This window comes from Streptomyces sp. NPDC037273, from assembly GCF_055603625.1.
In genome coordinates, this window is record NZ_JBVJVO010000020.1 from 43,922 (window position 1) to 66,827 (window position 22,906).

Consider the following 22,906-nt stretch of genomic DNA (forward strand, 5'->3'; position numbering starts at 1 on the left):
CCTACGCGGTGCCGTTTCCGCCGTCCTCGCGCGCGCGTACGTAGAGGTACGCGTCCCGGTAGCCGGAGGCGAGCCGCACGCCGTCGGGGACGAGCCGTTCGCGGCGGAAGCCCGCGCGTTCGGCGGTCCGTACGGAAGCCGTGTTCCAGGGCTCGACCTGGAGTTCGAGCCGGGGGATCGCCAGGTCACGCTGGGCCCAGTCGGCGACGGCCCGCAGCGCGGTGAGCGCGGCGCCGCGCCCACGCGCCGACTTGACCACCCAATAGCCCACCGACGCGTGACCGGGCTCCGGCCGCAGCCACAGCCCGACGTTGCCGACGGGACGGCCCTCGGGCGCCACGATGACGAACGGGTATCCCGTGCCGACGGCCGCCCGACCCCACTGCCGCTCGACGAACGCGATCCCCTCCGGCCCGGAGTACGCCCTCGGGACCGTCGTGATGAGGGGGATGTACTCGTCCTCCGACGCCTCCCGCACCAGCGGGAGATCGGTGAGCCGCCACGGCCGCAGCGTGAATCCGTCGGCGGCGGGGAGTTCGGGCACGTCGAGCAGGGGTTCCATTGGGCCATGGTGCCGGGGAGGCGGGCCGTACGCATCCGGATTCCGGACGCGTGACCGGGGCGGGGCGCCCGGGGCAGGCCGTCCGTCTAGGGCTGGGCGCCCTGGGTGCGGCCCAGGAGCGTGAGGGCCTCCGGCAGGCCACTCGGGCGCGCCATGCCCGGCTCCGGGGCGCGGCCCGCCCAGCCGGGTCCGGCGAGGAGCACCAGGGGGCTCGTCCGGGCGCCGCTGACACCGAACGCGCTGCCCGCGACGTGCCGGGCGAGCGCGTGGTGCGCGGTGGAGCGCGCCTGGGACCAGAGGACGACCGCGGCGGGTCCCGTCCGCCGCACGGCCGCGTCGAGGGCTTCGGCGGGGACGGCGGCACCGAACATCCTGGTCGGCAGGCCGAGTTCGGCGAGGGCGGCCATCAAGGCCTCCAGGGGCAGGGTGTGCTGCTCGCCGGGGACGCAGGCGAGGAGGATCGGGGAGGCGGGCGACGGCGGGCCGTGACCGGCGGGGACGGTCCGGCGGAGGGCGGTCGACACGTGCCAGGAGAGCAGGTGCTCCACTTCGACGTACCGGTCCCCGGAGGTCTCCCACTTCCGTCCCACCGCGTGGAGCGTCGGGGCCATCACCTCCTGCCAGGCGGTGACGAGTCCGTGTTCGGCGATGGCCTCGCGGAGCAGGGCGTCCACGGCCGGGCTGTCGAGGCGTACGGCGGCCCGGGCCAGGCCACGGCACTCACGGCGTACGTCGCCGAGGGGCAGGCCGGAGCCGGAGCGGGAGCCGGAAGACCGGGGGGGCGCGTCGGGTACGGCGACGGGCCGCCGGGTCCCCTGCGCCGCTCGGGCCGCCTCGGCGGGCGGCACTCCGGAGGCCGTGAGCCGGCACATCTCCTCCAGGAGCGCGATGTCCGCCGGGGTCCATCGCCGGTGCCGGGCCCCCTCGCGTGCCGCGGGGCCGATGCCGTACCGCCGCTCCCAGGAGCGGAGGGTGGTGGGGGAGACCCCGAGGTGCCGTGCCACCGTGCCGGTCGTGACACCGGGGCCGGCTGTCGTGTCGGACATGGGTTCAGATTACGACGCGCGGACGGTGCGCTCGCGCCGATCAGCCCCGACCGGCGGCCTCGGCGGCCTCGGCCGTCAGGAGTTCCGCGCAGGCGGCGCGGGTCGCGCGGTGGACGGCGCGGGCGAGCCGGGCGCCCCAGAGGGAGCGGGGTCCGGCGAAGGCCTGGGTGTCGGGGCCGGTGGGGGTGGGGGCGGCGACGCAGACGGCGTCGGTGGGGGTGCCGGAGGCGTCGGCGCCGAGTTCGACGAGGGCCTGGGTCTTGGCCTCGGTGGCGGTGGCGACCGCGTTGACGAGGGCGGCGTCGGTGAGGGGGACGGGCAGCGAGACGATGATGTTGATCGTTCCCGGGCGCGGGGGTACGAGGTTGCCCGCGCTGGGTGCGGCGGCCCAGCCGCGTACTCCGATGCCGGCGGTGACCACGGCCCGGGCGCCGCCGTCCTCGGCGTACCGCCGGTCCGCGACCGAGGCGGCGGTCATGAGGCCGACGCCGGGTCCTTCGAGCCCCGCGCCGGACGCGAGCTCGCGGAGGTGGGCCACGGGGTCGAGCCGGCCGTAGCCGGGCGGGACCTGGGCGTTGAGCACCCAGGCGCGCTCGCCGATTCCTCCGCCGAGGACCGCGCTCGACACCATCCGTACGCCGGGGCCTGGCACCCAGACCAGGAGCGGCCATTCCCGCCCCTGCTCGGTGTGGGAGAGCAGGGCTGCGTCGGCGAGGGAGCGGCAGGTGAGGAGGGTTCGCGGGAGCACCCCACACCCTAACGCGGGGTGTCCGCCGGGCCACGGGCCGCACGGGCCGCAACGGCCGCGAGGGGGGCGCGCCCGTCAGGCATGTGTCCGTCCTGGCGGACCCTCGACTTCGAGACCGGCACCGATCGGCGGACCGTCGCCCCGGTGTCGTGACGTCTGTCACGGGATCACCGCTCGCAGGTGGTGAGTTGGAAAGATCCATCACGACATGGGTGATATGGCCACACCTCCTGCCCGGGGTCCAGTTCGTCGGATCCTGCGCGGAGTTTGTGAGTTCCCTGTGGATGCATATAGGACTACCCCCCACTGATCATTTCCGTGGGAGCTTTAGGTGCGTATCACGCGTCCAATCGTCATATTCATGGCGTTCACCCTGGCTGTGCTTGCGGGCACGGAGCAGACAGCCCTGGCGGTCAACCGCTGGGGCGAGGCCAGATCCGGCCCAGGAGCCGGCGAATCACCCGAGCAGAGATGGGGATCGGCCCGCGGGCGTGGGCACAGCGCGTCCGGCGACGCCACGCACGCGGCCGCGTCCGGCGGCCGAAGCGGCGCCCTGAAGGGCCGCGGCGAACTCGCGTCGGACTCCGGTACCACCCGGCTGAGGCTGGGCAACGCGCCGAAGACGCCGCTGCCTTCGTACAGCAAGGTCCCGTCTCCGCGGCGAGCCGCGCCCAAGGGCTTCGACCCCAAGGCCAGTTCGGAAGTGACCGGCAAGCGGACCGCGGACGCTCGTACGTTCGCGAATCCGGACGGCACCTTCACGACCCGTTACTACAACGAGCGGGTCAACTTCCTTGGCGACGACGGCACGTGGAAGGCCGTCGACACGCGGCTGGCTAAGTCGTCGCCGCCGGCGGGCGACGAGGATTCCCCGGGCTCCGGCTGGCAGGCGAAGTCGACCGAGGACAAGGTCTACTTCTCCGAGTACGCCGATGCGGAAACGTTTGTGCGCCTGGGGGTCGACGACACCACCGCGATCGGCTACTCGATCGAGGGTGCGGCCCGATCGCAGGGCCGGGTGGCCGGCAGTGTCATCACGTACCCGGACGTCCGCCCCTCGGCGGACGTGGAACTGATCGCCGGCAGTGACTCCGTCAAGGAGACGCTGATCCTCAAGGACAGGACCGCACCGACCGAGTGGCGCTTCCCGCTGGCCCTGAAGGGCCTGACGGCGAAGCTCGACGGTCACGGCGGCGTCACCTTCCACGACGCGGCGGGCCGTCAGCAGGGCTGGATGCCGGCCGGCTGGATGGAGGACTCGAAGAAGGCGCCCAACTCCGACGAGGGCGCCGTCTCCTCCGGTGTCACCTACGGTCTCGTCCGCGAAGGCTCCCGCCAGGTCCTGGTCGTCACGCTGGACCAGAAGTGGCTGTCGGCCGACGAGCGGGTCTTCCCCGTGAAGGTCGACCCCTCCGTGAACGGCCTGGAGGCGGCCTCCGGCACCTACGTCGAGTCGCCGTACAGCCAGAACTTCTCCAGCTCCACCGAACTCAAGGCCGGCACCTACGACGGCGGCAGCCACAAGGCCGCCTCGTTCCTGAAGTTCAACGGCCTGGACACCACCCTCAAGAACGCATTCGTCATCAATGCGAACCTGAGCCTCTACAACACCTGGTCGTACTCGTGCACCGCACGGCCGGTGACGGTCCACGAGATCACCTCGAACTGGTCCGAGGGCAGCACCAACAGCTACCCCGGTCCCGCCACCGGTGGCGCCCTGGGCTCCAAGTCCTTCGCGCACGCCTGGCGTCCGGACGGTTCGACGAGCTGGCCCTGCGGTGCCGCCGCGTGGGAGTCGATCCCGCTCGGCGATTCCGGCCGCAAGCTGGTGGACGACTGGACGCACGGCCGCAAGGCCAACTACGGCCTGGCCGTGAAGGCGGCCACGAACGACTCCTACAGCTGGAAGAAGTTCGGCTCCGACAACTACCCGGGCGGCAAGCCCAGCCTTGACGTCACGTGGTCGAAGTACGGTGCCACGTACGGACTGGGCGGCTTCGTCCAGCCCCCGACGGCCACCAGCGAAGGCGCCTTCAAGGTCACCGTCACCAACCAGGGTCAGCAGACCTGGGGCGCGAGCAGCAACTTCAAGCTGCGCTACGACCTGTTCGACGCGAACGGCAACAAGGTCGGCGGTGACTACTGGAGCAAGATCCGGTGGACCCCGATGCCCTACGACGTCGCACCCGGCGCCTCCGCCACCGTCGACGCGAAGATCGCCCCGCTGGCCCCCGGCACGTACACCATCCAGTGGACCATGGACGAGTACGGCACCCGGGCCTTCGTCGACGACGGCGTCCCCGGCCCGACGGTCCGCTTCGACGCGGTCAACGCGCCGCCGTACCTGACGGGCGCCGCCCCGCCGAGCGGCACGGTCGTCGACACCCTCAATCCGACGCTGTGGGCGAAGGCGACCGACCTGGACAAGTCCCCGAGCTCGCTGACGTACCAGTTCGAGGTATGTGAGGTCGAGGGCAAGGACGTACGGAAGAACTGCCGTGGCAACACGCACGCGGCCTCCGAGAGCTGGACGGTTCCCGCCGGCTGGCTGAACTGGGCCAAGACGTACGCCTGGTACGCGTACGCCAATGACGGCAAGGACCAGTCGGCGCGCACCGCCCCGTCGATCCTGACCACGCAGGTCCCGCAGCCCGTCATCACCTCCCACCTGGGCGGCGCCGACAGCGGGCGGACCTTCGGCGAGCGGGCCGGCAACTACGCCACCGCCGCCACGGACGCCGCCGTACCGAGCGCGGGCCCCGAGCTCGCGGTCACGCGCACGTACAACTCGCAGGACCCGCGCACCGCCAACGCCTTCGGCACCGGATGGGCGACCCGCTGGGACATGCGGGCCGTCGCCGAGCCCGACGGCAGCGTCGTCGTCACCCTCGACAGCGGCAGCCAGGTCCGCTTCGGCAAGAACAGCGACGGCACGTACAGCGCCCCGGCCGGTTCGGTGGGTGTACTCACCGCCGTCACGGGCGGCGGCTGGACGCTGCGCGACTCGGCGGCCACGATCCACACGTTCGACGCGACGGGCCGCCTGACCAAGGTCAAGGACGGCCACGGCCGTGAGCAGCTCCTCACGTACACGTCCGGGAAGCTGACCAAGGCCACCGACGCGCTGTCGAACCGCTCGCTGACGTTCACGTGGAGCGGTGCGCACGTCGCCTCGGTGTCCACCGACGCCGTCGGCCCGGTCGCTCCGGCGCTCAAGTGGTCGTACACGTACACCGGCGACCAGCTGACCAAGGTCTGCCCGCCCGATTCGACCACCGCGTGCTCGACGTACGAGTACACCGCCGGCTCGCAGTACCGGGGCATGGTGCAGGACGCGGGCCCGGTCGGCTACTGGCGGCTGAACGAGACCGAGGGCGAGTCCGCGGCCAGTGAGGCGGTCTCCCGCACCGGCATGAACGCCGGCCACTACCGCGACGTGACCTTCGGGTCCGCGGGTGCGCTGGGCGCGACCGGCAACAAGGCCGTCTCCTTCAACGGCACCACCTCCTACGTGGAGCTGCCGGAGTCCACCCTGACACCCTCCACCGTGCTGTCGGTGGAGCTGTGGTTCAAGACGGACACTCCGAACGGGGTCCTCGTCGGCTTCCAGGACGACCCGCTGGGCCCGACGCACCCCAGCGTCTACAACCCGGTCCTGGCCGTCGACTCGGCGGGCAAGCTGCGCGGTGCCTTCGAGAAGGCCAACGGGGGACTCGTACCGATCACCTCCACGGCCACGGTCACCGACAACGCCTGGCACCATGCCGCGCTGACCAGCACCGGCACCGGCCAGACCCTGTACCTCGACGGGCAGGCCATCGGCACCCTCACCGGTCCCGTCAGCCACTCCACCAAGACGTACACCTACCTCGGCGGCGGCTTCACCGACCAGTCGTGGGACGGCGCCGGCACCTACGGCACGCGCTACTACAAGGGCCTCATGGACGAGGTCGCGGTCTACCACCGGGCCCTCGACGCCGGAGCGATCAAGGCCCGCTTCGACGCCCGCACGGGCGGGTCGAAGCTGACCAAGTCCACCCTGCCGTCCGGCCGGGTGAGCGCACTGGTCGAGTACGACGGTGACACCGGCCGCGCCACGAAGGTGACGGACGAGAACGGCGGCGTCTGGCAGATCTCCGAGCCGCGGTACGCCGCCGGCTCGCAGGCCTACAGCGATGCCGTACTGGCCTCCTCGCCCGTCAACTACTGGCGCTTCGGCGACCGGAGCGGTGCCGCCGCGGCCGACGAGATATCCGCCGGCGGCAACGGCTCCTACCGTGACGGTGTCACCCTCGGCGGCGTCGGGGCCTTCCTCGACGGCGACGACGGCGCGATCACCCTCGACGGCACGAAGGGCGCCGTCTCGGTGCCCAGCGAGTCGATCGCGGGTGCCACCTCCCTGTCCGTGGAGCTGTGGTTCCGTACGGACAAGCCGAGTGGCGTGCTGCTCGCGCTGCAGAACACCGAACTGGGCACCACACCCCAGATGTGGAACCCCAGCCTGGTGATCGACGCGGAAGGCAAGCTGCGCGGCCACTTCTGGACCGCTCCGTCCGCGGGCTGGCCCGTCATGGGCGGAGTCAAGGTCACCGACAACAAGTGGCACCACGCCGTGCTCGCGGGCGGTCCGGCCGGCCAGTCCCTGTACCTGGACGGCGTCAAGCTGGGCTCGCAGTCCGGCGGGGTCCATCCGGAGACCCTGAACTACGCCTACCTCGGCGGCGGGTACTCCAGCGAGGCCTGGGACGGCCAGGCACCGGCCACCCGCTACTTCCGCGGGCAGCTCGACGAGGCCGCGTTCTACTCCAAGGAGCTGGACGCCCAGACCGTCGCGGACCACTACAAGGCCCGCAACCGCCTGGTCTCCGGCAACGGCGACCAGTACGAGGGCGTCGTGATGGCGGACGCCCCGGCCGGCTACTGGCCGCTCGACGAAGCCGGCGGCACCGCCGTCGTCAACAAGGTCGCCGCCACCGGCGGCAGCGGCACGTACACCAAGGCCACCCTGGGCGCCACCGGTGCCTTCGGCCTCGGCGACCGGCCGTCGGCCGGTTTCGCGGGCGACGGGTACGCCGAGATACCCCCGGTCGGCACGTCGTCCACCGACGTGTCCGTCGAGCTCTGGTTCAAGACCACCAAGCCCGGCGTGCTCTACAGCGACCAGCAGATCCCGATGCCCGGCCCCTCGGGCGGCACCTACACGCCCGTCCTGTACGTCGGCACCGACAACAAGCTGCACGGCCAGTACTACACCCAGGGCGTCAACGCGACGAACGCATCGCCGAACACGGTGACGGACGACGAGTGGCACCACGCGGTGATCACCGCCCAGGGTGGCACCCAGACGCTCTACCTGGACGGATCGCAGGTCGGACAGGTCACCAACGCGCCCGTCAACCACCAGGCCAACTCGCACACCTACCTCGGTGGCGGCTTCACCACGGGGTGGCCCGCCGGACCCGGGGCCGTCAGCTACTTCACGGGCCGGATCGACGAGGTCGCGGTCTACAAGCGGCCGCTCACCACGAGCCAGGTGGCCAACCACTACAAGGCCCGCACCGAGGCGAGCGGCTCCTCACTCACCTCGACGGTGACGGTCACCGACCCGACGGGCGCCAAGACGTCCAGCACCTTCGACGCGGTCCGCGGCCAGCGCCGTACGGCCTCGACGAACGCGGACGGCGGTGTCACCACGTACGCGTACGACACCGGCGGCTTCCTGCACACGGTCACCGACCCCAACGGTCACGCGACCATCACCGGTCACGACGAGCGCGGCAACACCGTCTCGACGACGACCTGCCGGGACGCGAACTCCTGCTGGACCTCGTTCGCCGAGTACTCCCACAACCCCGCCGACCCGCTGGATCCGCGCAACGGCAAGCAGATCGCGATCCGCGACGGCCGCTCCTCCGGCCCGACGGACAACCGCTACCGGACGACGACCTCGTACACGGCGCTCGGCCTGACCGACACGGTCACCTCGGTCGACGGCCGTACCGCGACCACCACCTACACCACGGGCACCGAGGTCGCGGTAGGAGGCGGTACCACCCCGGCGGGCCTTGTCGCCACCAAGAAGTCCACGGGCGGCGCCATCGTCTCCTACGCGTACTTCGCGAGCGGCGACCTGGCCAAGACGACGGCGCCCTCCGGCGCGGTCACGACGTACACCTACGACGGCATCGGCCGGAAGCTGACCGAGACCCAGATCTCCGACGCCAACCCCGCCGGCGTCACCACCACCTACGCCTACAACGCCATGTCACGCGTCATCGCGGAGACCGGCCCGGGCGTGAAGAACGAGATCACCGGGGTCACCCACACCGCCCGCATCAGCCGCACGTACGACGCGGACGGGCAGCTGCTCACCGAATCCACGGAGGACACCACCGGCGGCGACGCCACCCGCACCACCACCTACCGCTACAACACGCGCGGCCTCAACGACAGCGTCACGGACCCGGCCGGCAACGAGTCGACCTACGCCCACGACGCCCTGGGCCGCGTGATCAGCGAGACGGACCCCGCGGGCAACGTCGTCACCCACACGTACACCAAGCGCGGCCAGTTGGCCGGGTCGGTCCTGAAGAACTGGACCGGCGACCCGTCCGGCCAGACCCGCGACCTGGTCCTGGGCTCGAAGGCCTACGACCCGGCGGGCCGACTGGCCTCGACGACCGACGCGATGGGCGCCACGACCGCCTTCACCTACTACGACGACGGCCTCCAGGCCTCGGCGACGGCGAAGCAGGTCACCCAGGCCGACGGCTCCAAGAAGGACATCCTCCTCGGGTCGACGGTCTACGACGGCGCGGGCAACGCGGTCTCGGCCACCGCGAGCGGCGGGGCCACCACCGTGAACACGGTCGACGCCCTGGGCCGTATCACCCGCTCGGTGTTCGACCCCAACGGGCTGAACCGAATCTCCACCTACGCCTACGACGCCGAGGACCGGCTCACCGAGTCGACCCGCTCCATCGACGGCACCGGCAAGAAGCTGACCTCGACCACCGAGTACGACGCGGTGGGCAACCCCAAGAAGCAGACCGTCACCGACGGGACCACCAACCGGGTCTCCTCGGCGACCTTCGACCAGCGGGGTCTCCCGCTCACCCAGACCACCCCGCGCGGCAACACGAGCGCCGGGCGGTTCGACGAGCTGGGCCGCCTGGTCGAGACGACGGCTCCGCAGGTGCAGGCCGAGGAGAACGGCGGTGCGGCCGCGGCCGTCACCCCCAAGTCCCTGGTCGGTTACAACACCTTCGGCGAGGTCACCGAGTCACGTGACGCACGCGGCCTGGTGACCAGGACCGAGACCGACAAGCTGGGTCGCACCGTCGCGGTCACGCTGCCCGACTACACGCCGCCGGGCGCGACCGCGGCCATCACGGCCGTCTCGCGCACGACGTACGACGCTCTCGGCAACACGGCCTCCACCACCGACCCGCTGGGCCGTGCCACCTACTACGGGTACGACCAGGTGGGCAACCTGGTCAGCAAGACCGACCCGGCGGTCGCCGGCGCGCAGGGCCTGACGGCCCCGGGCACGGCCTCCCTCAACGGCACCTCCAACGCCCTGTCCGGTGGTGGCGTCTCCACCTACACCTGGACCCCGACCGGTCTGCAGCTCTCCGCGACCGACCCGACAGGAGCACGCACCGAGTCCACCTACGACGAGCTGGGCCGCAAGCTCACCGCCACCACGGTCGAGCGCAAGCCCGTCCTCCAGAACCTCGTCTCCCGCTTCACCTGGGACGACGCGGGCAACCAGGTCTCCTCGACCACGCCCGGCGGGCGGGTCACCAGCGCGACCTACGACAAGGCCGGCCAGGCCCTGACGGTCACCGACCCGGCCGGCGGCGTCACGCGCGCCGCCTACGACGGCCTCGGCCGCCAGACCGAGAGCAAGGACGCGACCGGCCGCAAGACCGTCACCGCGTACGACCTCGCGGGCAGCCCGGTCTCCGTGGCCGACTACGGCACCGGTACGACGGCCCTGCGCACGACCACCACCGAGTACGACGCCGACGGCAACGTCACCGCGTCCGTCGCGGCCGGCGGCGCGCGCAGCACGTACACCTACGACGCGCTCGGCCGGCTCACCAAGCAGGTCGAACCCGTCACGGCCACGGCTGCCGACTCGATCACGACGGCCTTCGGGTACGACGCGGCGGGCCACCGCACGCGCCTGACCGACGGCCGCGGCAAGATCACCTCCTACACCTTCAACACGTGGGGCCTGCCCGAGTCCACGATCGAACCGAGCACGACCCTCCACCCGGCCCTGAGCAACCGCACGTGGACAAACGTCTACGACGCGGCGGCCCGAGTCGTCACCGAGCTGCTCCCCGGCAACGTCAAGCGTCAGAAGACGTACGACGACCTGGACCGGCTCACCGCGGAGACCGGCTCCGGCACCGCCGTGGCCACCCGTCCCCGCTCGCTCTCCTACGACCTCGCCGGCCGCCTGACCGGCGTCGGCGGCGACGGAGCCCTCGCAGGCAACACCTACACCTACAACGACCGCGGCCAGCTCCTGACCACGGACGGACCGGGCGGCACCTCGTCCTACGCGTACGACGCGGACGGCGAGATGACCACCCGCACCGACGCGGCGGGCACGACGGCCTTCACCTACGACGTCGGCGGCCGTCTCGACACGACCACCGACCCGCTCACCGGCACGCAGGCGCGCAGGGACTACGACGCGGCCGGACGCCCGACCGCCGACGAGTACGCACGTCCCGCCGCCGGCGGCACCTGGACGATCGGCGCGAAGCGCTCGTACACCTACGACGCCCTCGGCCGACTCACCGACGACAGCGTCAAGAACACCACCACAGGCAGCGCCGTCCAGGGCACGGCCTACGAGTACGACCTCGACGACCGCATGGTCAAGAAGACCGCGTCGGGCACGGCGGGGGCAGGCGCCAGGACCTACGCCTACGACCTCGCCGGCCGCATGACCGCCGAGACCAGCGGGGGCTCCACCACCGCCTTCGAGTGGGACAAGGCCGGCAACCTCACCAAGAAGGGAGACATCACCGGCACCTACGACTCCCGCAACCGGCTCCAGACCTGGGGCACCCAGACCTTCGACTACTCCGCACGCGGCACGGTCAAGGGCATCACGGACACCGCCGGCCCGGCCCGCACGATCAACTCGGACGCCTTCGAGCGGACGGTCAACAACGGCACGAGCACCTTCACGTACGACTCGCTCGACCGGGTCATGACCCACAACGGCACCGCCTTCAGCTACGACGGCGGCTCCAACGAGCTGGTCAAGGACGGCACGTCCACCTACAGCCGCACCCCCGGCGGCGCGCTGCTCGCCAGCGCCACCACCGGGACCGCCGGCTCGGCGCGCCTGGCCGTCACCGACGGTCACACCGACCTGGTCGCCGGCCTGTCGGCGGACGGCACCACGGTCACGTCCTCGCGTGCGTACGACGCCTCCGGCAAGGTGACCGCGAGCAGCGGCTCCACCCCGTCGGTCGGCTACCAGTCGGGCTGGACGGACTCCTCCACCGGCGAGGTCAACATGGCGGCCCGCTGGTACCAGCCCGGCACCGGCGGCTTCACCAGCCGCGACACCTGGCAGCTCGACCCGGACCCCTCGGTCCAGGCGAACCGGTACACGTACGGCAACGCCAGCCCGATGAACGGGACCGACCCGACCGGGCACAAGGTCGAAATGGGCGGCGGCAGCGGCTCGACGGGCACCTGGATGCCGGGCAAGTGGTCGCCGCCGCAGCCGAGCACGACCGCGGCCCAGATGCGCGCCGAGATGGACCGGTACCTCGGTCTCGTCAAGAAGTCAGGCGAGTACAGCTCTCAGTACCAGTCCTCAGGCGGTGGCGGCGGCTACCGAGGAGGGACCTACTGCGACAAGTACTGGTACCGCAGTGAGTGCGGTGGCCGGGGATCACGCAGCGACTACGTGTACTCCGGCGGCAATGGCGGTTATGCCCGTGGCAACAACAGCAGCAGTGGCAGCCGCGGCGGTGGCGGCCACAACTACTCGGGCGGCGGACGCGGCGGCACCTCCACGCTGACCCGTCCGAAGCGGCCGACGGCACCTCCGAAGCCGAAGGTCCCGCAGAACCCGTACACCGGCAAGAACCCGCCGCCGGCGCCCAAGCACATCCCCAAGCCGGACTGGAACCCCAGCACGGCCATCTGGACGGCCACCGAGGCCGTCGACATGGTCGTCAGCGGCGCCAACCTCCTCGCCATGCTGGCGGGCGGCGCCGACACGGTACACAACCCGGACCAGGTCCCGGACACCCAGGACGCGCCTGGCACGGATCCGGGGGCAGGCGGCAGTGACGACGGGGGGCAGGACTGCAGGCGTGGAGGCAAGGGCTGGGTCGATCCCGGTCCTCGCGACAGCATGAACGGGAATCGCGCCACCGGGGTGGAGGCATGCCTTGACCTCGCCCGTCTCACCACCCACCCCGGCACCCCCACCAACACCAAGGCCGGCATCACGCCACCTGGGTATGACTGGGCCCGGTCCTACGTCGGATATCTGGGAGGTCAGCCCCGCGACGTCAACGCCTGCCATCTCCTCGGCGCCCAGCTGGGCGGATCGGGGACCGACCTGGCCAACCTCGCGACCTGCGGATCTGACGCGAACGCCTACGTGGGCAAGCCCCAGAAGCCGATTCCTTCCATGGACAGCATGCTGACCTTCGAGGACAAAGTCCGGTCCCTCATCGATTCGAAGCATGTCGTGCGATACAAGGTGACACCGGTCTACAAGGACGGCCGAACCGTGCCCTACGAATTCCGCATGTCCTACACGGCATGGGACAGCAAGGGACGCTACGCGGGCTCTGATGCCACAGAGGTATCGAACCTGATTTACACCGCCGGCAGCGGTTGGAAGAATCTGGGCACCGCGATCGACAGCCGCACCGGTGGAGACGTGCCCCTGCCGGGGCAGTCATGAGATGGCCTTCCACCACCACGCGAAGGAAAACTGATATGCCTCACCGCGCCGTCGCGCGCCTGCGTGAAATTCTCCCGCCGCCCGTCTCCGGCGGCGACTCGATCGACTGGCAGGAAATCGAGCGGACGACAGGTCTGACGCTTCCCGTCGATTACCGCGAGTTCGTCGAGTCGTACGGAGGGGGAGAGATCGACGAGTACCTGTCCATCAGTACGCCGCCCGTCCCCGGGTCGGCGTACGGAGACCTCCTGGACAGAACAGATCCCGCCCTCGCGGACGAGGAACATCTCCTTGCGCTCCTGCCAGGAAGTGAGCTGCCGTCACTGCTGCCCTTCGCGGACTCGGCGAGCGGCGACGTGGCCTTCTGGCTGTGCGAGGGCGCTCCCGACGACTGGCGCGTGGCCGTCTTCCGGCGGCAGACGCCGTACGGGATGAACCGCTGGACCGTGTTCGACGGCGGAATGGCGTCCTTCTGTGTCGCGGTTCTGACCGGCGAGGTGAACCCGCTCAGCGAACGGTTCTCAGCGGAGGACCGGCACGAGTTCCTGACGTGGCGTCGGGTGACCTGATCCACTGAGGTAGTGGCGTGACAGAGCCCCTGGGTGTCGGCGGTGACGATTGCATTCACACCACCGACAGCCCGGGGGCTCTGTTGCTTCCGTCTCACTACAGTGAGAGCGGCTGGGGAATTCTTACGGATCACTCTCGGTTACCATGCTCACTTCATGCCGGAAGCCGGCGGCAAGGGGCGTGGCGCCATCGAGGGTGAATTGCGCCTCCACGCTTCGGACGAGTCGTCCGTGGAGTGCAAGGTTGAAGAGATGGGTGGCCTACGGAAGTGTTGCAAGAGGTCGTAGCGACCCGCTATGTCACGCCTTTGCGTGAGGGCGGATCACTCCCGGGGATCGTCGAGGCCGACGACTTCGGCACGTATGTCATGAAGTTCACGGGCGCCGGTCAGGGGCGTAAGACGCTGGTCGCGGAGGTGATCTGCGGGCAGCTGGCGCGCCGGCTGGGGCTGCGGGTGCCCGAGCTGGTCACGATGCAGCTGGATCCGGTGATCGGGCTCTCTGAACCGGACCAGGAGGTGCAGGAGCTGCTCAAGGCGAGCGGCGGGCTGAACCTGGGCATGGACTTCCTGCCGGGGTCGCTGGGGTTCGATCCGCTGGCGTACGAGGTGGACGCGAAGGAGGCCGGGAAGGTCGTCTGGTTCGACGCGGTCATCAACAACGTGGACCGGTCGTGGCGCAACCCGAACATGCTGGTGTGGCACGGGGACCTGTGGCTGATCGACCACGGCGCCACCATGATCTGGCACCACAACTGGCCGGGGGCGCAGGCCTCCGCCGCCAGGCCGTACGACGCCTCGGACCACGCGCTCGCCCCGTTCTCGCCGGACGTGGCGTCGGCCGCGGCCGAGCTGGCGCCGCTCGTGACCAGGGAGCTGCTCGACGAGGTCGCGGCCGACGTGCCCGACGAGTGGCTGGTCGACGAGCCGGGCTTCGCCGGTACGGACGAGGTGCGGGCGGCGTACGTCGAGGCGCTGCTGCCGCGTGCGGCCACCATCCACGAGCGGATCACGCTCGGCCCCCGGACCGACAGCCGGCCGCAGCAGCCGCCCGGCTGGCTCGCCGAGCGTCTCGCGCCCCGGCCGCACTCCACCGAGAAGGACAGCACCACGTGACCGACCGCGATGTCTTCGAGTACGCGCTGCTGCGCGTGGTGCCGCGGGTCGAGCGCGGCGAGTGCTTCAACGCGGGCGTGGTCGTCTACTGCCGCGCCCGGTCCTTCGTGGCGGCCCGTACGCACCTGGACGAGGCGAAGCTGGCGGCGCTTGACCCGGCGGCCGACGTGACGGGCGTCCGGGCGGCGCTGCGCGCGGTCGAGGGGGTGTGCCTGGGCGGCGACGCGGCGGGCCAGGCGGCCGGGGACGACGCCGGGCGCCGGTTCCGCTGGCTGATCGCGCCGCGTTCCACGGTGGTGCAGCCGGGTCCCGTGCACACGGGGCTCACGGCCGACCCCGTGGCCGAGGTGGAACGCCTGCTCGACCTGTTGGTGCGCTGAGCGCAGCCGCCCCGGAACGGGGAGTGACCTGGTGCACCCGGTGGGCCGTTGACACCGGGTGCCAGGGCTTCTAGCGTCTCGTTCTGCGGACGATACTAAGCGGTCGCTCATGTGCGGGACGCCTGAGCGCGCGAGAGGTTCGGCCGCGACCAGGGACGATCCAAGGGCGAGGAGAACCAAGCATGTCCACCACCGAGCAGCGCGTAGCCGTCGTCACGGGTGCCGCACGGGGCATCGGGGCCGCCACCGCGCTCCGCCTGGCGGCCGAGGGCCGCGCCGTCGCCGTACTCGACCTCGACGAGGCGGCCTGCAAGGACACCGTCGAGAAGATCACCGCCGCGGGCGGCACCGCCCTCGCGGTCGGCTGCGACGTCTCCGACAGCGCCCAGGTGGAGGCCGCCGTCGCGCGGATCGCCGCCGAGCTCGGCGCGCCGACCATCCTCGTCAACAACGCCGGCGTGCTCCGCGACAACCTGCTCTTCAAGATGTCCGAGTCCGACTGGGACCTGGTCATGAACGTGCACCTCAAGGGCGCCTTCCTGATGTCCAAGGCCTGCCAGAAGCACATGGTGGACGCGGGCTTCGGCCGGATCGTGTCGCTCTCCTCCTCGTCGGCGCTCGGCAACCGCGGCCAGGCCAACTACTCGGCCGTCAAGGCCGGTCTGCAGGGCCTCACCAAGACCCTCGCCAAGGAGCTCGGCAAGTTCGGCATCACCGCGAACGCCGTCGCCCCCGGCTTCATCGTCACCGAGATGACCGCGCAGACCGCCGAGCGCGTCGGCATGGGCTTCGAGGAGTTCCAGGCCGCCGCCGCCTCCATGATCCCGGTGCAGCGGGTCGGCCGCCCCGAGGACGTCGCCAACGCCATCGCCTTCTTCGCGGGCGACGACGCCGGCTTCGTCTCCGGCCAGGTCATGTACGTGGCCGGCGGCCCGCTCAACTGACGTACCGGCAGCAGCGAGAGGAGGAGGCGGACATGACCGCGAACGAACGGCCGGAGCTCTCCGGCAAGGTCGCCCTCGTCACCGGCGCGAGCCGGGGCATCGGCTACGGCGTCGCCGAGGCGCTGGTCGCCCGCGGCGACCGGGTCGTCATCACCGGACGCGGCGAGGAGGCCCTCAAGGAGGCCGTCGAGCGGCTCGGCGCCGACCGGGTCATCGCCGTCCCCGGCAAGGCCCACGACGAGGCCCACCAGGCCGCCGCGGTCGAGGCGGCGATGGACGGCTTCGGCCGGCTGGACTTCCTGGTCAACAACGCCGGTACGAACCCGGTCTTCGGACCCATCGCCGATCTGGACCTCGGGGTCGCCCGGAAGGTCTTCGAGACCAACGTGATCTCCGCGCTCGGCTTCGCCCAGCGCAGCTGGCACGCCTGGCAGAAGGAGAACGGCGGCGCGATCGTGAACATCGCCTCGATCGCCGGCGTATCGGCCTCGCCTTTCATCGGGGCGTACGGCATGAGCAAGGCCGCGATGATCAATCTGACCCTGCAGTTGGCGCACGAATACGCGCCGCTGGTCCGGGTCAATGCCATTGCTCCGGCCGTCGTCAAGACGAAATTCGCGCAGGCTCTCTACGAGGGCCGGGAGGCCGAGGCGGCGGCCGCGTACCCGCTCGGCCGGCTCGGCGAGCCCGCGGACATCGGCGGCGCGGCGGCCTTCCTGACCTCCTCGCAGTCGGAGTGGATCACCGGCCAGACCCTCCTGGTCGACGGCGGGATTTTCCTGAACGCCGGAGTCGGGTGACCGATAACCGGACACTTTCCGGATTTCGTGTCCGGATTGACCCCGGTTATACGTTGAATGCCTCAAGTGCCCCGTCAGGCTCGAACATTGACCTGGCGGGGTGCTGCGGTATCGTCGGCCGACCCCTGGCTGAACGAGGAGCGTGCACGTGTTCAACCGGACCAGTCTGCAGGCCGCTGCAGCCCTTGTGTCCATATCCCTGGTGTCCGGATGCGGTGTCTTCTCGGACAGCGATTCCGCCGGGGAGCAGAGAATCGTCATCGGCACGACGAGTTCTCCCACCACGCTTGATCCGGCCGCCGCCTGGGACAATTCCTGGGAGCTCTTCCGGAATGTCTTCCAGACACTGGTGGCTTTCCCGACGGGCAGTACGACCCCGCAGTCGGACGCCGCCGACTGCAAGTTCTCGGACACCTCCAGCCGGGTCTTCGAATGCAAGCTCATCGAAGGCCTCACGTTCTCCAACGGGCACAAGCTGGACGCCAAGGCCGTCCAGTACTCGATCGAGCGCATCCGCACGATCGACCAGGAGGGCGGCCCGAACGGGATGCTCGGCTCGCTCGACAAGATCGAGACCGTCGGCGACCGGACCATCGTCTTCCGGCTCAACAAGCCGGACGCCACCTTCCCGTACGTCCTCGCCACCCCGGCCATGTCGATCGTGGACCCGGCCGACTACCCGGCCGACAAGCTCCGCAAGGACGGCAAGATCACCGGCTCCGGGCCGTACGTCCTCGACTCGTACGAGGAGCGCAAGACGGCGGAGCTGACGAAGAACTCCCGGTACAAGGGATTCGCCGACCGCAAGAACGGCGGCGCGACGATCCGGTACTTCGACGACTCCGACGCGATGGTCGCCGCCCTCAAGAAGGACGAGATCGACGCCACCTACCGAGGCCTCACCGCCGAGGAGGTCGTCGGACTCCAGGACGACAAGCCCGAGAACAAGGGCCTCCAGCTCGTCGAGTCCACCGGCGCCGACATCCGCTACCTCGTCTTCAACGCCCAGGACCCCTCGGTCGCCAGGCTCCCCGTCCGCAAGGCGATCGCCCAGCTCGTCGACCGCGACGAGCTGGTCAACAAGGTCTACCAGGGCACCGCCGAGCCGCTGTACTCCATGGTGCCCAAGGGCATCGCGGCTCACACCACCAAGTTCTTCGACCGCTATGGCTCGCCGAGCGCCGCCAAGGCCAAGAAGATCCTGCGCGAGGCCGGCATCGACGAGCCCGTCGAGCTGACCTTCTGGTACACCACCGACCGGTACGGCTCCTCGACGGCCGCCGAGTTCGCCGAACTCAAGCGCCAGCTGGAGGAGGACGGCCTCTTCAAGATCACCCTCCAGGGCAAGCCCTGGAAGGAGTTCCAGGAGGGCTACCAGAAGGGCCGCTACCCGGTCTTCGGCCGCGGCTGGTTCCCCGACTTCCCGGACCCGGACAACTTCGTCGCGCCGTTCATCGGCAAGGAGAACGTCCTCGGGACGCCGTACCTCAGCCCCCGGATCACCAACGAGCTGCTCCCCAAGTCCCGCCGCGACAGCGACCGCGGGACCGTCACGGACGAGTTCGTGGAGGCCCAGGAGATCATGGTCCAGGACGTCCGGCTGCTGCCGCTCTGGCAGGGCAAGCTGTACATCGCGGCCGGCGAGGACATCGGCGGCGGCGAGCGCGCCCTCGACCCGCAGACCGTCATGCAGCTGTGGGAGCTGTACCGCAGGGCCAGCTGGTAGAGGTCCGCCGGGGGCCACTGTCAGTGGCCCCCGGTAGGTTCTCGGACGGAGAAACACGAACGTCCACCGGAGGTTGTTGACCGTGACCGACACCAGCATGCTGCCCGAGTCCTGGCGGGGTGTGCTCGGCGACGAGCTGCAGAAGCCGTACTTCGCGGAGCTCACCGAGTTCGTCGAGGCGGAGCGCGCGGCGGGACCGGTCTTCCCGCCGAAGGACGAGGTCTTCGCCGCCCTCGACGCCACCCCGTACGACAAGGTGAAGGTGCTGATCCTCGGTCAGGACCCCTACCACGGCGAGGGCCAGGGACACGGCCTCTGCTTCTCGGTCCGGCCCGGCGTGAAGACCCCGCCCTCGCTGCGCAACATCTACAAGGAGATGCACGCCGAGCTCGGCCACCCCATCCCGGACAACGGCTATCTGATGCCGTGGGCCGAGCAGGGCGTCCTCCTGCTCAACGCCGTGCTGACCGTCCGCTCCGGCGAGGCGAACTCGCACAAGGCCAAGGGCTGGGAGAAGTTCACCGACGCGGTGATCACCGCCGTCGCCTCGCGGCCCGACCCCGCCGTCTTCGTCCTCTGGGGCAACTACGCCCAGAAGAAGCTGCCGCTCATCGACGAGGAGCGGCACGTCGTGGTGAAGGGCGCCCACCCCTCGCCGCTGTCCGCGAAGAAGTTCTTCGGCTCGCGGCCCTTCACCCAGATCGACGCCGCCGTCGCGGCCCAGGGACACGAGCCGATCGACTGGCGCATCCCCGACCTCGGCTGAGCCTCGGCCGGATCCGGGCCGCAGGCGGCTAGCGTCGACCCTCCCAGTGGACGATCGGGTGGAGAGCGCGGTGACCGAGCAGCAGCAGGTGTCGGACGACGGGGTCATGACCAGGATCGGGCAGGCCCTCATGCTGCTCCACGGCGGTGACCGCGAGGAGGCCCGCAACCGTTTCGGGCTGATCTGGCAGCAGATCGGCCCGGACGGGGACCCCCTCCACCGGTGCACCCTCGCGCACTACATGGCGGACGCGCAGGACGACCCCGACACCGAGCTGGCCTGGGACCTGCGGGCGCTCAGCGCCGCCGAGGGCCTGGCGGAGGAGCGGCTCGCCACCCACGGCTCGGCCGTCGCGCTGCGCGCCCTCTACCCCTCGCTCCACCTCAACCTCGCCGCCGACTACGTCAAACTCCAGCGCCCCGACGCCGCGCGGGTCCACCTGGACCGGGCCCGCGCGGCCTCCGAGACCCTGGACGACGACGGCTACGGCAACGGGGTGCGGGCGGCCATCGAGCGCCTCGAACTGCGGCTCAGGGACGGCGGCTGACCCGCACCCGCTCACACGACCCCCCCTGCGCACCGGCCCGCCCCCGCTCACACGATCGCCCTGCTCAGCGGCCCGTCTTCCCGTGGCAGATCCCCGACGGGTCGCCTCCCGGCTCCCAGCCCCCGTACCGCTCGCCCAGTGCGCAGAGGTCCTCGCGGGCGGCCCGAGGGTCCTTCCGCAGCGACGCCAGGTCGGGCAGTTCGGGCAGTTCGGGCCGGGCCGCCGGATGCGGACGCTCCCGCCGGTGCGGCGCGGCATCGGGACGGGGCGACGCGGACCGGTGGGGGGCCGCCGCCCGACGGGGCTCTTCGGGTGGCGGTGCCTTGCGGGGCGCGGCGGACGGGGGCGGAGCGGGCAGCGCCGCTTCGAGCGCCTCCAGGGCCGGGCCCTCGACGATCTGCGGTGCCACCTCCTGGGCGGGTCGTACGGTCTCCGCCGCGGGAGCGGAGGCGGGCGCCGTCGCCGGCGCGTCCACCGAGACGCAGCCCGCGAGGGCGGCGACCGCCGCCCCGACCAGGATCTTCGCTGTTGTTCGGGTTCCATGCACCCGCGCAACTCTGACGCCCCGGTCGCGATCTTCGTACCCCTACCGGCGGGGAATGCCCCGCAAGGGTGCCGTGGCGGGCCCGGGCTTGACCCGTGTCCGGGTCGTGAGCCGTGCCGGGCGGCTACCGGTCCCCGGGCAGCATGCCGCGGAGCAACTCGTCGAAGCCGGTCCGCAGTTCCGCCCGGGTGGGCACCGAGGCGTGGAAGGACCCGGCCGCGCAGGAGAACATCAGGCCCTCGCACCAGGCGATGAGGGACAGCGCGTGCCGTTCGGGCTCGGGTGAGCCGGCCGCCTCCATCATCGCGACGAGCGGGGTGTGGAAGGTGGAGCCGGCCGTGTCGAAGAAGCTCCGCAGTTCGGGGCGGCGGGTGGCCTCGAGGGCCAGTTCGTAGCGGGAGACCAGCAGCGAGCGGTGGTCGGTGAGGTAGCGGTGCAGGGCGAGGGCGAGCGCGTCGACCAGCGCCGCGCCGCCGCTGTCCCCGGCGGGCAGCTCGTGCGGGGTGAGGACCTCCGACTCCCGCTGGACCTGGCGTCGTACGGCCGTCTCCAGGAGGGCCTGGCGGGTGCGCGCGTGGTTGGAGGTCGAGCCCTGCGGCAGCCCCGCGCGCTCGTCCACGGCCCGGTGCGTCAGGCCCCGCATCCCCCGCTCGACGAGGAGACCCAGGGCGGCGTCGCCGATGCGCTCGGCGCGGGAGGCGGGCGAGGCCGGTGAAGCGGGGGCGGTGGGGGAGGCGGCGGGCTCCGGGATCGGGGCTCCGGCGGGGGCTGGACTCATGGGGACAACCTACTACCGCCCCCTACCTCGGAAACTACACCTGTAGTACCGTCAGGGGGTCGGACTCACTACACCTGTAGTCCCCCGATCCGAGGAGCAGCCATGGAACAGCACCGTGCCGTCGTCGTCGGAGCCGGCATCGGCGGACTCACCGCCGCCGTCGCCCTGCACCGGCGCGGCTGGCGCGTCACCGTCCTCGAACGCGCCACGAGCCTCGCCCCCGTCGGCGCCGGCATCGGCCTCGCCCCCAACGCCCAGCGCGCCCTCGACGTCATCGGCCTCGGCGACCGCGTCCGTACGCTCTCCGCCTGGCAGGGCGACGGCGGCATGCGCACGCCCGGCGGACGCTGGCTCGCCCGCACCGACGCCCGGGCGGCGGCCGACCGCTTCGGCGGGCCGCTCGTCCTCCTTCACCGGGCCACCCTGGTCGAGATCCTCACCTCGGCCCTCCCCGAAGGCGTCGTCCGTACCGGCGTCGCCGCCACCGTCACCGACCCCGGCGACGACCACCGACCCGCCCGCGTATCCCTCACGGACAGCCAGGGCGGGGACCGGAGCGAGCTGGAGGCCGAGCTCGTCCTGGCCGCCGACGGCATCCACTCGGCGACCCGACGGGCGCTCTTCCCCGAACACCCCGGCCCCCGGTACTCCGGCAGCACCAGCTGGCGCGTGGTCGTCCCCGCCCCCGCCCGGGCCTTCGCCCCGCACGAGACCTGGGGCGCGGGCCGGCTGTGGGGCAGCCAGCCCCTGAAGGACGGCAGGGTCTACGCGTACGCCATGGCCGTGGCCCCCGCCGGCGCCCACGCGCCCGACGACGAACGGGCAGAACTGCTGCGGCTCTTCGGCGACTGGCACCACCCCGTCCCCGAGCTCCTCGCGGGCGTCGCCCCCGACCAGGTGCTGCGGCACGACGTCCACCACCTGCCCGACCCGCTGCCCGCCTTCCACCGGGGCCGGGTGGCCCTCCTCGGCGACGCCGCGCACGCGATGATGCCGAGCCTCGGCCAGGGCGGGAACCAGGCCATCGAGGACGCCGTCGTCCTCGCCCACCACGCGGGCTCCGCCCCCCGCTTCCGGCCGAGCGGCGCGCTCGCCGCCTACACCGCCGACCGGCTGCCCCGTACCACCGCCCTGGTCCGCAAGGCCGCCCGCACCGGCGCCCTCACCATGCTCTCCGCCCGCCCCGCCGTCGCCCTGCGCACGGCCCTGGTCGGCGCGGTCTCACGCTTCGGCCCCGGTCTCGTCCTGCGCGGCTTCGACGGCATCTGCGACTGGCACCCGCCCGTCGAACCCGCCCCGAGCACCCAGGACCCGAAGCGGACCGGCCGGGACGCGGGCACCCGCGCCTGACCGCGGTCAGGACCGCCGGGGACGCGACCCGCCCCCGCGTAAGCTGACCAGCGGGAACAGGCCCGGCCGAG

General features: G+C 71.3%; 15 protein-coding genes. 10 read left to right on the forward strand and 5 right to left on the reverse strand.

Going from position 1 to position 22,906, the window contains the following annotated elements; all coding sequences use genetic code 11:
• Position 1: 1 nt before the first annotated feature.
• From ACZ7G1_RS34990 to ACZ7G1_RS35000, 3 genes are all read right to left on the reverse strand, one after another.
• A complete protein-coding gene (locus ACZ7G1_RS34990; RefSeq protein WP_470879076.1) occupies positions 2-562 on the reverse strand; it encodes a GNAT family N-acetyltransferase in 561 nt (186 codons plus the stop codon).
• 86 nt (positions 563-648) lie between these two features.
• A complete protein-coding gene (locus ACZ7G1_RS34995; protein ID WP_470879074.1) occupies positions 649-1,608 on the reverse strand; it encodes a MerR family transcriptional regulator in 960 nt (319 codons plus the stop codon).
• Between the two features lie 40 nt (positions 1,609-1,648).
• Complete coding sequence (locus tag ACZ7G1_RS35000; protein WP_470879072.1) at positions 1,649-2,356, reverse strand: adenosylcobinamide amidohydrolase; 708 nt, start codon at positions 2,354-2,356, stop codon at positions 1,649-1,651.
• Positions 2,357-2,717: 361 nt separating this feature from the next.
• On the opposite strand from ACZ7G1_RS35000, the gene ACZ7G1_RS35005 reads away from it, so the two are divergent.
• From ACZ7G1_RS35005 to ACZ7G1_RS35045, 9 genes are all read left to right on the forward strand, one after another.
• The gene (locus tag ACZ7G1_RS35005; protein WP_470879071.1) at positions 2,718-13,316 is read left to right on the forward strand and encodes a LamG-like jellyroll fold domain-containing protein; all 10,599 of its coding nucleotides are present in this window, start codon (positions 2,718-2,720) and stop codon (positions 13,314-13,316) included.
• A 35-nt stretch (positions 13,317-13,351) separates the two neighbouring features.
• The gene (locus tag ACZ7G1_RS35010; protein ID WP_470879069.1) at positions 13,352-13,885 is read left to right on the forward strand and encodes an SMI1/KNR4 family protein; all 534 of its coding nucleotides are present in this window, start codon (positions 13,352-13,354) and stop codon (positions 13,883-13,885) included.
• 269 nt (positions 13,886-14,154) lie between these two features.
• Positions 14,155-15,000 (forward strand): HipA family kinase, encoded by an 846-nt coding sequence (locus tag ACZ7G1_RS35015; RefSeq protein WP_470879068.1) that lies wholly within the window; start codon positions 14,155-14,157, stop codon positions 14,998-15,000.
• Positions 14,997-15,380, forward strand: coding sequence for a DUF3037 domain-containing protein (locus tag ACZ7G1_RS35020; protein ID WP_470879066.1), 384 nt, complete (start codon positions 14,997-14,999; stop codon positions 15,378-15,380). The genes ACZ7G1_RS35015 and ACZ7G1_RS35020 overlap by 4 nt, the downstream gene beginning before the upstream one ends.
• Before the next feature lie 182 nt (positions 15,381-15,562).
• Positions 15,563-16,324 carry a 3-oxoacyl-ACP reductase FabG gene (gene fabG / locus ACZ7G1_RS35025; RefSeq protein WP_470879065.1) on the forward strand — a complete coding sequence of 254 codons (762 nt, stop codon included), beginning with the start codon at positions 15,563-15,565 and terminating at the stop codon, positions 16,322-16,324.
• 32 nt (positions 16,325-16,356) lie between these two features.
• Entirely contained in the window at positions 16,357-17,124 is a 768-nt protein-coding gene (locus ACZ7G1_RS35030; RefSeq protein ID WP_470879064.1) for an SDR family oxidoreductase, read from the forward strand.
• Positions 17,125-17,272: 148 nt separating this feature from the next.
• Positions 17,273-18,850, forward strand: coding sequence for an ABC transporter substrate-binding protein (locus ACZ7G1_RS35035; protein WP_470879063.1), 1,578 nt, complete (start codon positions 17,273-17,275; stop codon positions 18,848-18,850).
• 82 nt (positions 18,851-18,932) lie between these two features.
• Complete coding sequence (gene ung, locus ACZ7G1_RS35040) at positions 18,933-19,616, forward strand: uracil-DNA glycosylase (RefSeq protein ID WP_470879061.1); 684 nt, start codon at positions 18,933-18,935, stop codon at positions 19,614-19,616.
• A 70-nt stretch (positions 19,617-19,686) separates the two neighbouring features.
• Positions 19,687-20,163, forward strand: a complete 477-nt coding sequence (locus ACZ7G1_RS35045) for a hypothetical protein (protein WP_470879060.1) — start codon at positions 19,687-19,689, stop codon at positions 20,161-20,163.
• Positions 20,164-20,227: 64 nt separating this feature from the next.
• Here ACZ7G1_RS35045 and ACZ7G1_RS35050 read toward each other — a convergent pair whose 3' ends face one another.
• Positions 20,228-20,710 carry a hypothetical protein gene (locus ACZ7G1_RS35050; protein WP_470879058.1) on the reverse strand — a complete coding sequence of 161 codons (483 nt, stop codon included), beginning with the start codon at positions 20,708-20,710 and terminating at the stop codon, positions 20,228-20,230.
• A gap of 121 nt (positions 20,711-20,831) precedes the next feature.
• Complete coding sequence (locus ACZ7G1_RS35055) at positions 20,832-21,485, reverse strand: TetR/AcrR family transcriptional regulator (RefSeq protein WP_470879056.1); 654 nt, start codon at positions 21,483-21,485, stop codon at positions 20,832-20,834.
• Between the two features lie 102 nt (positions 21,486-21,587).
• On the opposite strand from ACZ7G1_RS35055, the gene ACZ7G1_RS35060 reads away from it, so the two are divergent.
• Positions 21,588-22,835: an FAD-dependent monooxygenase gene (locus ACZ7G1_RS35060; protein ID WP_470879055.1), complete on the forward strand. Its 1,248-nt coding sequence runs from the start codon at positions 21,588-21,590 to the stop codon at positions 22,833-22,835.
• Positions 22,836-22,906: the final 71 nt, after the last annotated feature.